Annotated in this window: 10 protein-coding genes; all 10 read right to left on the bottom strand. The window is 33.9% G+C overall.

Going from position 1 to position 12,620, the window contains the following annotated elements:
• Positions 1-173: 173 nt before the first annotated feature.
• Positions 174-854 carry a type 1 glutamine amidotransferase domain-containing protein gene (locus DK442_RS11270; protein ID WP_109435984.1) on the bottom strand — a complete coding sequence of 227 codons (681 nt, stop codon included), beginning with the start codon at positions 852-854 and terminating at the stop codon, positions 174-176.
• A gap of 188 nt (positions 855-1,042) precedes the next feature.
• Positions 1,043-1,555 (bottom strand): Crp/Fnr family transcriptional regulator, encoded by a 513-nt coding sequence (locus DK442_RS11265; protein WP_235010943.1) that lies wholly within the window; start codon positions 1,553-1,555, stop codon positions 1,043-1,045.
• A 76-nt stretch (positions 1,556-1,631) separates the two neighbouring features.
• Positions 1,632-2,138: a hypothetical protein gene (locus DK442_RS11260; RefSeq protein WP_143917600.1), complete on the bottom strand. Its 507-nt coding sequence runs from the start codon at positions 2,136-2,138 to the stop codon at positions 1,632-1,634.
• A gap of 165 nt (positions 2,139-2,303) precedes the next feature.
• Complete coding sequence (locus DK442_RS11255; RefSeq protein WP_109435981.1) at positions 2,304-2,852, bottom strand: isochorismatase family protein; 549 nt, start codon at positions 2,850-2,852, stop codon at positions 2,304-2,306.
• 183 nt (positions 2,853-3,035) lie between these two features.
• Complete coding sequence (locus DK442_RS11250) at positions 3,036-5,138, bottom strand: acylase (RefSeq protein WP_109435980.1); 2,103 nt, start codon at positions 5,136-5,138, stop codon at positions 3,036-3,038.
• Positions 5,139-5,285: 147 nt separating this feature from the next.
• Complete coding sequence (locus DK442_RS11245) at positions 5,286-6,017, bottom strand: carbon-nitrogen hydrolase family protein (protein ID WP_109435979.1); 732 nt, start codon at positions 6,015-6,017, stop codon at positions 5,286-5,288.
• An 86-nt stretch (positions 6,018-6,103) separates the two neighbouring features.
• On the bottom strand, positions 6,104-8,044 hold the full coding sequence (locus DK442_RS11240) for a VCBS repeat-containing protein (protein ID WP_109435978.1): 1,941 nt from the start codon (positions 8,042-8,044) through the stop codon (positions 6,104-6,106).
• A 162-nt stretch (positions 8,045-8,206) separates the two neighbouring features.
• The gene (locus DK442_RS11235) at positions 8,207-8,977 is read right to left on the bottom strand and encodes a hypothetical protein (RefSeq protein WP_109436439.1); all 771 of its coding nucleotides are present in this window, start codon (positions 8,975-8,977) and stop codon (positions 8,207-8,209) included.
• 6 nt (positions 8,978-8,983) lie between these two features.
• The gene (locus DK442_RS11230) at positions 8,984-9,175 is read right to left on the bottom strand and encodes a hypothetical protein (protein ID WP_109435977.1); all 192 of its coding nucleotides are present in this window, start codon (positions 9,173-9,175) and stop codon (positions 8,984-8,986) included.
• 180 nt (positions 9,176-9,355) lie between these two features.
• Positions 9,356-12,595 (bottom strand): S8 family serine peptidase, encoded by a 3,240-nt coding sequence (locus DK442_RS11225; RefSeq protein WP_235010942.1) that lies wholly within the window; start codon positions 12,593-12,595, stop codon positions 9,356-9,358.
• Positions 12,596-12,620 lie beyond the last annotated feature (25 nt).

Genomic DNA, 12,620 nt, shown 5'->3' with positions numbered 1-12,620 from the left:
ACATTTTTTTAAGATTTATTTATCTTCCCCTTAAGAATCTACGATTTTGATATTATGTTTAATTTTTCCGTAAGCCCTTGATAGTATATGTTTTATTAACATTTGATTAAAAATAATAGCGGCAAGGATATATACCCAAGCCGCTATAATATCGATGTAGCAATCAATTATCTTTAACTCAATTTTTGAAGTAACAACTCTGCTACTAATTCTGATGAAGCAGGGTTTTGCCCTGTAATTAATTGCCCATCTTCTACGGCATAAGGGGTCCAATCTTGTCCTTTAGAATAAATTCCTCCATTTTTTTGTAGCATATCTTCTACTAGAAATGGTACAATAGAAGTTAATTGTACGGCTTCTTCTTCGCTATTTGTAAAACCGGTAACTTTTTTACCGTTTACCAAAGACGATCCATCTGTGTTTTTTGTGTGTTTAAAGACTGCAGGCGCATGACAAACTGCAGCTACAGGTTTGTTACTGGTATAAAAGGATTCGATTAGTGCTATCGAATTTTTATCTTCAGCCAAATCCCATAGTGGACCATGGCCCCCTGGATAGAATACGGCATCAAAATCAGAATGATTTACAGTTTCTAATTGTACTGTCTTTGCTAAAATTTCTTGTGTTTCCTTATCAGAGGCAAATCTTTTGGTCGATTCTGTTTCAAAATCTGATGAAGCACTTTTTGGATCAATTGGTGGTTGACCTCCTTTAGGAGAGGTAATAGTAATTTTAACTCCTTTATCTTTTAAAAGATAATATGGGGTTGCAAATTCTTCAATCCAAAATCCAGTTTTATGTCCAGTGTTTCCTAAATCCTCATGACTTGTTAAGACAAATAATACGTTTTTCATTTTTGTGTTTCTTTTATTGTTGATTTATTTTTCTTTAACGGGGAAATTCTCCTATGCTTTTCACAAGAAGAGAATAGTATAATAATTATAATTGGGGTAATTTATCTTACTAGTTAGATATAGTTTGTTAGTTCTAATTGCGAAATTAGAACTAATGATGATTAAAAAAATTGATGTATGGTAATAAATTAACTTGTTGTCAATTCTTTTCGAATTCTGCTCAGACTTTCGGTTGTGATTCCTAGATATGAAGCAATATGATAATTTTTTATATGCTGTTCTATATTGGGGTATGTAGAGATAAAATTAACATAACGTTCTTTAGCAGACTGTGCGAGATTAGCCAAAATTCTTTTCTGAAAACTTGCAAATGATTTTTCCATTTTCTTTCTAAAGAATCGTTCTACTTTTGGGATTCTATCATACGTTTTTTCTATATTTTTTTTAGAAATTTTATATAATATCGCATTTTGAATACATTCTATATTTAGCACGGCCTTTTCGCCAGTAAAAAAAGCAATATAATCACTAATCCACCAATCTTGTATTGCAAATTGTATAGTATGCTCTTTTCCTGCCTTGTCGATAAAGAAAGTTCGTAAGCATCCGTCGTATACATAATATTGATCAGTAACTCTTTCACCTGCTTTGAGGACAATTTCCCCTTTGGTTAGTATAACTCTTTCGAATGTATTCTCCATAAAACTAACCTCTGGTTTTGTGAAGGCTATGTCTTTAAAAATGCTGTTTATTATAACATCAGAACTGTGCATTTTTCTATTGTATAATTTCAAAATCGATTTTTAGAAGAGAAAACTCATCAGCATATTTAGGCATGGTCTTTTGGATAAATTCGAGGAGTTTTTTTCTGTTTTTCTTTTTATGGTAACATTCAATCTTTACCGCTTTTTTATCCTCATGATAATAAACCTCTGGAAGCGGTATAAATATTTTTGGCTCATAATTGATGGGCTTAATCATAATTTTTGAGAAAGCACTTATCGGAATTTTTTTGCCACTATTGTTATTTATAGATTGATGCATTACATCTGAAGGGCTAATTTTGGATGTATAGATGGCCTCAATTTTATTTTCTAAATCTTCAACCGAAATCTCAAGTTGTTGTACAGCTACAGAATCAATTTGAATATCTAAAGAAGAAACGGTAATGGGTCTACCTATAATTTTAAGACTGTCTATAAGCCCCGTTTGCATCATATTGTTTCTTATTTGATCATAAGTTTGTTGCGGGTTTAAAAAATCCGTATAAATAATTATGTCCACATTTTTGGATGATTTATTTGTAGCGCAGGATGAAATAAATAAGATAAAAATTATAAAAAAAATATGCTTCATGATCAATAAAGGATTACATTTTTTTGGTCGACTGTTTTCAAAAATAACTTGTTTTTATGTAGTCTAAAAATTTACATTCCCTAAAGGGGGTGTTTATATATCATTTTTTACTTCTTCGAAGCTTTTTACCTCTATTTTTCCTTTGGTTGGAATCATATTTTGCCAAACCCAATTATAATGTTCAATCACTTTTTCTGCTTCGAGATGTGGTCTTTCACCAGTAGTATGACCATCACTCACAACAGTTATATTATAATCTTTAGTCAGAGCCGATTGTATAGTGGATTCTACACAAAAATCCGTTGCGCATCCTGTAATGTATAATTCGTTTATAGCGAGATTGGTTAACGTTGATTGTAGCTTAGATTCGTAAAATACATCGTTAGCATATTTATCAATAAAAATATCATTAGAAACGACCTCTAAAGTGTCTAATAATTCCCATTCTTCTGTACTAGGTATAAATTCATTTTCTTTTGTTCCATCATGCTGAATAAAGATTACAGGCAAATCAGATGCTTTAAATAGTTGGGCAAGTGCATTGATTTTATTAACCACGCCTTTAGTATCAAATCGGGGTGTTTTGGATGTAAAAGAGCCTTTTTGCATGTCGATCACTAAAAGAGCTTTTTTATTTTTCATTACCTTATTTATTAATATTGATTTTAGGTTACAAGGATACAAAATATGAATTTCATTGTTTGAAATATTCGGTTTTTATTATTTTGCTAAAATGGAATGAATGATGATCAATTACTATAATATCTTCAAAGATGATTAAAGTTAAAACATCATTTTTTGTTTGTATTAGATGAAAAATATTCCTTATTCTTTTTCCTGAAACCCACTTTCGGTAAGAATTTCCACTTTAGCAGTATTGGCTTTGACTTGTTCTTCTGTAAACCATGCATCACGTAATTCTTTCTTAGAGAATAACTCTAATTGATCTCCATTATGGGGAGAATCTTTTTGAGTGGCATTACCATAGCTTAATAATACTTTTGCATGTACTGTATCACCAAACTCTATGACACCTACCCAGGAGTCACCACCGCCTACATACATATGGTTTTCATCAGTACCTCCTGGCCATGCTACTCTAAAAACACCCATAGATCCATCAATACCATTGGCAGGAAGGTTTTTCCCGTTATATCTGATTCTATAATAATCTCCCCAAGGCATATCTAGTTTTCCAAATTTTGTTTTTATTTCGGTTGCTGAGGTTTCTAATAATTCAACTGCTCTTTTGGGATCAGAAAGTCCATCTGGCGTTGTGTTGGGATTTTTGATATTCCATGATTTAGAATAATTAGAGCTTCGTCTTACATTAAATTTACGAGCCCAGTTAAAGAATAGTAACATCCCTTTACTATCTGTATCTGCTTCTCTGTCCCAATTTTCGAGAACTACTTTTGCTTCTTTTGCTTTTTTGGAATCAGAAGCATCTACAGCGGCAAAAAGATCATCCAAAATACGGTCTGCAAATTCTAACCGAGTAGAGAGTTTATAAGCTACCAATTCTTCAAAAGTTATAGATTCATCCTCTAGTAACATTCTTGCAGAACGCTGAGGTCTAAAAGGCATATATTGAGGAGCCATGTAACTGGGGTAGTCATCCGGATTTAAGGCCATAGGTATAGTGCTGGTCCAGGGCGGATCATTTGCGTTTTGTAACCAACCATTCGCAGGGTTTTTTACTTTTGGCAAATCGGCATAAGGATGCACTTCTGTCCACACATCTTTGGATTTACCTCCTGGGATAATTCTATTCCAATACTTCCAATCACCATGGTTTCTTTTAGGGACCAAACCATTAAACAGGTAAAAAATCTCACCTTTTTTGTCAGCATACATTACATTCCAAAATGGGATTTGTGCCATTTTTAATGCAGATTCGAATTCATTAAAATTGGCACTATTAATCATTCTCCACCATTGTAATAACATATTTGGGCGATCTAATCCCACCATACGCAATGCTAGTACCTTGTCTTTGGTTTTATTAACTACTGGACCATGGATAGTCTTCATCAAGGGGATTTTATGATCTATCAATGAACCATCTTTTTGTTTTATTTTTATTGTTTTTGAAGAGGTTTTAAACGCTGTTCGTTTACCATCTAAAAGATAGCCACCATCCTTCAATTCTAGTTCATATGTATCTGCATTGTCAATAGTATTATCGGTATGACTCCATCCTAAATTTTCATTAAAACCAATTGCAATTCCAGGAAAACCAACTAGCGTTGTCCCATACATGTTTTTTCCGTTAAGATTTAAATGTGATTCGAAAAATAAAAATTCTTTCCACCAGGGTAAATGAGGATTTTGTACTAACATAGCATTTCCAGAAGCAGAGCGTTTAGGACCAATGGCATACGTATTGGATCCCATATCTGGCCATTGTTGAACACGCCCCAAATCATTGCCACCAATAAATCGAGTGAAGATAACATACATACTGTGCATGTTCATATCTTGAGCTGTAAGCGGTAAGACAACTTTATTTTTTTGATCTATTGCATCGGGATGGGCTTTTGCATAAGCATTCATACCTTTGATAAAAGAAGAGTAAATGGTTTTGATTTCGGGATCTTGTTTTGTTTCCCACTCTTTTGCTAATTCTTCAAACCCTAATGTACGGATAAGCATATCATTTTGAAGCTTGCTTTGCCCCCAATATTCTGCTCCTTTTCCTCTTGAACTTCCATAAAGTTCTAAAATCAAGTTAGCATGATTGTGCATTTGAGCCCAGCCTTGTGCATAGAATAAATCCTCAATAGTAGTTGAAGTAATATGAGGAACTCCCCAGGTATCCCAGGCAATCTGCGTTTCTATCGTTTCAGTTTGAGAGCATGATGTATTTACTATAAAAAGTGTAACCAGTGTAAAAAGCAAACGGATTTTTATGATGTTTGTATTCATTAGAGTGAGGGTTATGTGACTGAATTAAAGAACTAGAGGAGATGTAGCTAAACCAATTTTATCAATTGGGTTTATCCCCTTAAACTTACAAAAATTTAATGCTACTACAAATTTTTGGATGTACTGAACCCAAGGATGAATTGATTTTTATTGACGATATACTGTAGTCAATTTTTTTGTTTTTGTATCAAAAACTAAAATTCCCTCACTGGTGTTATCTAATTGTCCTATTTTATGACCGGCCTCATCCCAGACAGAAGAATTTCCTGCACATTGACCATTATCGGCTTTTCCTATAGCATTTGACATCATCGTTGTTATATGATGTGTTTTTGCAATCTCTGTTAATCGATGATTGGCTTTTTCAATTCCGTTTGTAAATTTTGCAACACTAGCCATATATAGAGTGGCTTTGTGTTTTATAGCTTGATCTATATGCTCTTGTATTGATGTTTCATAACAAATTGCAATTGCAATTTGTTCTTCATTAATAATTAACGGCTTTATATTCTCTCCAGGAATAAAGAAAGGCTCTTCGTCTATATGTAGATATTTTTTTGAATATGTGAGTCTGTTGATGTGGGGTTGAAAAACAATCATACTAATGAAAATCCCTGTCTTGCTTTTTGTTGGAACCCCAACTCCAATAACAATCTTATGTTGGTCACTCAATTTTTGAAAATCATCAAGACGATGATCATTGGGGAATATAGCAAGTTTTTTTGCTAATTCTGGTTCATAGCCAGTCAATGACAATTCTGGAAATATGATACAATCTGTTTGATGTAAAACAGCAAGTTTTATCCATGCTTTATGATCTGCAATATTACATTCGATATCTCCTGTTATTGGTTTAGTCTGTACACTACAGATTTTCATGGCGATGGGTTCCTGAAATTAGTAAAACACGCAGATAATCCACGTGTCTTACTACTTTTTAAACTTTTATAAATATATGAAGAAACTTATAAGCTAAATATTTCCCAGTTAGTTTTTCCGCCTTTTGATATTTTATAACCATCACCAAACTTTTTATAAATATCTGTTTCTCCATCATTATCTAAGTCGGCAGAAAATAGATTTACACTCTCTTCACCACTTGTATTTAGAATTTCCCAATTATTTCCAGTTTTATAATCTGCATAAAACCAATGGGTCTGGTTTGAAACAAATATATCAGTCGTTTCGTTAAGATTAAAATTTCCAGTCAGTAATTGGGTAATATTATAATCTGATGATCCAATTTTGTTCCAATTAGTTGTAGCTCCTTTAGAAATGGACCAATCCGTTCCATTTGTTTTAAAAGTATCAGTTTTACCATCTCCATCAAAATCACCAAATTTTAGATTAGTAAGATTATAAGAAGGGGAGTAGTTAACTTGCTCCCAACCGGTAATTGGACTATATGCTATTTGCCAATTGTGACCAGAAGTAGAAAATATATCAGTTTTACCATCTCCATTAAAATCTGCAATTTTCACATTACTAGGTTGGTAACCAGAACCTCCCATATCGATCCATTTATAATTATTAAATTCAGCTCTAATATGCATGGTTTCTGGTTTTGGATAGTTTATTCTATACCATCTGCCATTTCTATTAGTAAAAATTTCAGCAGTTCCGTCTCCATCAAAATCACCGCATCCAACTTCCATCATGTTTAAGATATTCTCCCCCGTATTTTCCATAGGTAAATAAGTTACATCCGAGATATTATGCTTATAGATATTTGGGAATATATGACCTTTTACATACCCATTATAACTATTATTAAAGGCAAAGACATTATCTCCATAAATAGTCTCATCACCTGATTTACTGCTGTTTATCATAAATACGTCTCCCATGTTACTTTTAATAAAGTTATTTTTTTCCACTAAAAACATAACTTCTGGAATACCTCGAATCAGAATATTTCTAACGGTTCCTCTTTCATTTTCATAAAAAGTATTATGATGTACGTAAAAAAATGTTCCTGCTATATGAGGGTTTTCAGGATCTTGATTTTCTGGTTTTATATCTTTATTACCATGCGTATCTACATTTTCGTTGGTACTACCTCCTAAAACAGTATTATAGGAAAATTCATAACCAGAATTTTTAAGCCCACTACAAGTAATATCGTGTCTATTGTGCTTAAAGAAATTTTTTGTTACCAGAGCAAAAGATTGTCCTCCCATAGATACAGCATATCCATAATGCTTTTGTTTATTATTGTGAAAATAATTATGTTTTATAACAATATTATTGTTCACTTCTTGACCTAAAGTAATCCCACTATATGGGAAATTGTAGACCTCAGAATTATCAATAGTTATATTTTGGAATTGCCCATTAATACTAATTCCATGTTTCAATTCTAGTTTTGTGTCGTCTTCGTTTTTTTCGCCAAAAGGACCTTCAAATCTGATTCCTGTAATTCTAACATTAGAAGAATTTATTTCTAGAATTGCTTTTGATCTGTTATAGGCTAAGGAGTCTTCCCATTCTCCTGCAATAGTATTATAACGACCGTATACATCTGTTTTTATAATGGCTCCACATTTTCCATTCCCACCACGACCACTGGCTAGTGTGATAGCTTTATCTACTATAATAGCATCAAATTCTGAAACATTTATTATGGCAGAGTCTTCAATGTAAATTATATCACCGTCTATTGCATCGATAATAGCTTGTTTTAAACTAGCTAAATTATTTACTTGATACGAAGCACTTCCGATATTAATAAGATCAGTAGTCGAGGTGCCTATAGAACAATTATTTGATGATGATTTTACGGATGAAGTATCCTTGTTTGCTTCAAGAATATAATCATCTTTAGAACATCCTGATAAGACTAATAGTGCTAACAATAACTTAGTTATTTGACCTTTTAAAGACTTTTTAATGAAGAGGTTTTTCATTGTTTTTAGATTTTACAGAGTTTTTAATATCATAGGGCTTTCCTATTTTATGGATAAGCTATAAAGCTTTTAGTCGGAGTTTTCGACTTCATAGGAACAAAGATAAACGCCGCCAGTTTCATTTTTCGGGACTGGGAATTTTATTTTTATTTAGGAGAGTATTTAATTCTTAAACCCAGTAGTAAATAGATTTCTCGCACCTCGTATTCCACATTTTTGGTACTTATTATAGGTTTGAGCTGCTCTTTCATCAATTTGTTTTCCGGTTTCATTTTTTATCCACCCATCAATAGCAGATTTTAGTGTATATGCTTCAGGAGCCATTAAATGTGTAGTCCATAAAATTGGATTGGCATTTGCTTTTTTAATTTCGGGAGAAAAGAAATTTCTACTATAACAAGCTAAAACGATGATATCTTTCTGTTTTGTTTGTACTGGTTTGTACGAAATAGAAACATCAAATTCCATCAATCCATCATGTCCTACATAGGCTAACAAATCAGAATCTCCGCCAAACCCTAATTCTTTAGTGTTAAATTGAATTTTTTGAGGATCTTGCGCATTTGATGCCTTTAAAAAGTCTTCAATACATGTTTTAATTTGTTCGCCATCATAAGCATCGGCGAGTAAGTAGACTTCTTCTGTTGCATGTTTAAATAATACTCTGTCTAAAATGTTGGAGTTGGAGGTATCTAATTCTTTTACTAATTTCCAGTCTTTTGTTTTTAGTTTTAAGAATGATTTTACACCATATCCAGCTCCCCAATACAAGTTATTTCTAGTGTCTTTTCCATTTCCTATTTTTGCAGGAACAGGAACTATTCCTTGATTCTTGTTATCACATAAAGCAACAAAAACATGAATTGTTTTGATTTGCCCATAAGTTTTTATGGAGAGTATAACGAGTATTGCAAGGATTATAAGTTTCTTCATGTTCATTTAATATTGCCTTGGAATTCTTCCTGATCCTTTACAAATATCGCATTTATCTTTTTCGCCTCTCATAGCAATCCAATATCCTTTGCCATCACACTTTTTACAGCTTTTGTATTCAGAATTACCAAATACGTTTCTTATAATATAGTATGCCCCAGCTATAGCTAAAAAGATAACTAAAAGTCTAAAAATCATAATGTTTTTGTTTTGTTCTCAGTTCGAATAAAAAATACTAAATCAGTTCGTAGTTGCTACAAATCTAAATATTTTTAAATAATGTAAGTGTTATATTATTTGTCAAACGATAGTTTTGAAAAAACAAACCCTCAGGAACTCTTGTTCCTGAGGGTTAAAAATTTGTTTATTTATGGTTTTTTATTGCTTAACGATATTAATTATCGTTGTATTTACTTTAAGCATATATAGTCCAGCTTCTAATCCATCAACATTGATAGTATTTGTCACTTTTCCTTGACCTACAACTTGCCCTAGCGTATTGTAGATTGTATATGGTTTAGCTTCACTGTTTTGAGAAGCAATATTAAGAACGTCTCCTGGCGCTAGCGGATTTGGATAAGCAGTTATCTTAGTGCTTAATTCACTAACCTCTTGTCCTAAAGTATCTGCTGTTACAGCAAAGATTGAAGTTGTAGAAGAACCAGAAGATAGAGCAACATTATCTATTGCAATATCAGCTTGCCATGTAGCGCCTGTAACTCTATTAAATCGTAGTTGTACACTATTACCTACATAAGAAGCAAGGTCAATATTAGCAGTTTGCCAAGAATTTCCTTTGTTTCCAGTTTGATTCCATAGACTAGTCCAGGTAGCTCCATTATCGTTACTTGCTTCTACTGCAATACTTCCCATATCAGCAGCACCATACATATGGTAACTAAATGTAAAACTTGCAGAAGTAAGTCCAGATAAATCAAAACATGGAGAGTTTAAGATGGCTTGTTTGTTTGGATATCCTGTTCCGTTTCCAGAAGCTTCTACAAAGATGTAGTAAGATCCTTGAGTTGCACTAGAAGGTCCAGTTCCTCTAGAAGGAGTACCACTAGCATCTACGGTCCAGTTAATGTCATCTGCAGATGATTGAGTCCATGCTCCAAGAGTGTTTTCGAACCCTTCATTATATGGGAAAGATGAAATACCAGACGTACAACCTGTGTTTCCACCTCCACCTCCTGTAGATGTGCCTATTATTATTGTATAATCTTCTACTTCACCATATTGGAAAGACTCGCAAGAAGTTGGGATACCGTTATATTTCATAGATACCCGCATTCTTGTGCTCCCATCTGCAGCACTTGCAGGAACAGTGAAAGTTCCACTTACCGGAGTAGTTTGTGTAGCAGCTTGTGTCCAAACTTGTTCTCCAGAATCTGCAAAATCCCCATCTTGATTATAATCAATCCATACACTGTATCCTTCGTTATACTGGGTGCCAGTCCAGGTAGGAGTAACAGAAATGGTATTAGAACTTCCTTTTGCTACTGTTGTAGAAATAGAAGTGAAATCAGTATAACCACCACTTCCCGCACTAGAAGCATTGTTAATTGTTCCTAATTGTACATTACTAATATATTCATCGGCTACACTATTTCCATTCGAAGCACAATAGTTTAATTGTACTGCTGTAGTTGTAAACGTAGTAGAAGCACTATATGAAGATGTCGTTCCGTCAGAACATTTACTTCTTACTTGCGCTTCATAAGATGTAGAAGCTGATAATCCTGAAATTGCGTAAGAAGTTGCACTAGCAGTCTGGGTAGTCCAAGAAGTAGTTCCTGTTTGACGATATCTAACATCATATGTTGCTCCTGGAACAGCTGTCCATCCAATAGTTGCACTAGTGTTTCCAACATTAGAGTTGTTAACACCTGCAGGTACTGTTGCAGAACATACTACAGGAGTTCCTGTTAATCCAGTTACGATAAGAGAAAAATTTTGACTTCCTCCTGTTAATGAACCTTTGTTGGTTACTGTAATTGTATATGTTCCTGATGCATTAGCAACATCGATTCTTTCATAAGGATCAACGGTGTTATCTCCAGTTCCATTAGTTGTAATTCCTGTTAATCTGTAAGGGTTATATGTAGTTCCTCCTTTGGATACTCTAATGTCTAGGTCATTTACTAATACAGCTGTGTTAGAATTCGTAGCTGTAACTGCAGCACCTGGTACATCTGTCCATGAGATAGAAGCCATTAAAGGACTAGTACCATCAGAATCTACAGTTATTGTATATGTTTGACCACTAGTAAGTGTTAATTCTTCAACTTTTGTTTCACTACCGTTATCAGTGATTGTTTCGGCAGCTTTTTTAGCGTTTAATAATCCCCATCCATATACGGCGTCTGGTCCAGAAGGTCCAGCATCATCTGCAGTATGTAAAGCTAAACCTTTTAAAGTAGCCGCTTTCATAAAGTTTCCATTTACGTTGTTATAATGTTGCTGTAATAATAAAAGAGAACCAGCAACATTTGGTGATGCCATAGATGTTCCGGTAATGCTGTTGTAAGCAGTATCACTACTTTCATAAGTAGAGTATACACCTGTACCGTTACCAGTAATATCTGGTTTGATTCTATAATCATCTGTAGGTCCTTCACTACTAGAACTATTGATTGATACACTTACCAGAGTACCACTACTATTTACATTGGCATCTTGTGCATTTGCAACTACCAAGTTGTTTTTTGAAGTAGAATGACCAGTTAATTTATCATAAGAAGAATTACCGTCTAAAGGTGCAGCATTATATGTATCTCTGTTACCATCATTACCTGCAGCAACAACCATTAGATAAAATGGAGCGTTGTGCATTACCTCATCCCAATTTCTGGATTCGTCAATATATGCCCCGAAATACTGATCAGGAACAAGGTCACCTCTAAAACCATAAGAGTGATTAGAAACTAACATTCCGTTAGCAGCAGCAGCAGTTGCCTCTGCAACGTCGTTGTTCCACATATATCCATCGATTTTTGTATGAGGAGCCATTCCTTTTGCGTTAGCTTGTACACCAGATGCAGCAATAGTTCCTGTTACGTGAGCTGCATGAAAGTTAAGTTTTAAACCACCTTCACCAGCGATATCTCTTATAGTAACACGATTGCTACCTCCAGCACCATCATATTCCTGATGTGATGCTCTGGCATGACCACCATCCCAAACGTGGGCAGTCATATTCTGACCATCAAGATTTAATCCTAGAGAACCTCCAGAATTAAGATGATTTGTTCTTGTAGATTTTGCCGCATCTACATTAAATGTTGTGTAATAAAGTGGGCTTCCGTCTTTAGCAATTCTTTGTAATTCAGAAAAACTTCCATCGGCATTGGTCATTTTTACCTGCCATCCATTAGACTTTGCAGCCTGTAAAGCTTCTTTCTTTTGTAAAGTTGCTTTGTTAGAAGATTCAATCTGAAGTTGACTTAATTTTGCAAGATTAGTTTCTTGTGCGATTTGTTGCTTTTGTTTAGCATTTTGAGCAAAAAGTCCTGAAGATAGTAAAACCATTGTCATAAAAGCAAAGGTGCTCATTGCAGGAGTCACTTTGCCCATAAAGCTCAATGAAGTATTGAGGCTTTTGTAGCTTTTTTTCATTTTAATTGAATTTGAGTTAGTGTTA

The sequence above is a fragment of the Aquimarina sp. AU119 genome, assembly GCF_900312735.1.
In the GTDB taxonomy this organism is placed as follows: domain Bacteria; phylum Bacteroidota; class Bacteroidia; order Flavobacteriales; family Flavobacteriaceae; genus Aquimarina; species Aquimarina algiphila.
This window is presented reverse-complemented; position numbering and strand designations above follow the sequence as displayed.

Bases quoted from the DNA above. Each gene is read 5' to 3' on its own strand.
- DK442_RS11270 (WP_109435984.1), bottom strand. From the start codon at position 854: ATGAAAAACGTATTATTTGTCTTAACAAGTCATGAGGATTTAGGAAAC.
- DK442_RS11265 (WP_235010943.1), bottom strand. From the start codon at position 1,555: ATGGAGAATACATTCGAAAGAGTTATACTAACCAAAGGGGAAATTGTC.
- DK442_RS11255 (WP_109435981.1), bottom strand. From the start codon at position 2,852: ATGAAAAATAAAAAAGCTCTTTTAGTGATCGACATGCAAAAAGGCTCT.
- DK442_RS11250 (WP_109435980.1), bottom strand. From the start codon at position 5,138: ATGAATACAAACATCATAAAAATCCGTTTGCTTTTTACACTGGTTACA.
- DK442_RS11245 (WP_109435979.1), bottom strand. From the start codon at position 6,017: ATGAAAATCTGTAGTGTACAGACTAAACCAATAACAGGAGATATCGAA.
- DK442_RS11240 (WP_109435978.1), bottom strand. From the start codon at position 8,044: ATGAAAAACCTCTTCATTAAAAAGTCTTTAAAAGGTCAAATAACTAAG.
- DK442_RS11235 (WP_109436439.1), bottom strand. From the start codon at position 8,977: ATGAAGAAACTTATAATCCTTGCAATACTCGTTATACTCTCCATAAAA.
- DK442_RS11230 (WP_109435977.1), bottom strand. From the start codon at position 9,175: ATGATTTTTAGACTTTTAGTTATCTTTTTAGCTATAGCTGGGGCATAC.
- DK442_RS11225 (WP_235010942.1), bottom strand. From the start codon at position 12,595: ATGAAAAAAAGCTACAAAAGCCTCAATACTTCATTGAGCTTTATGGGC.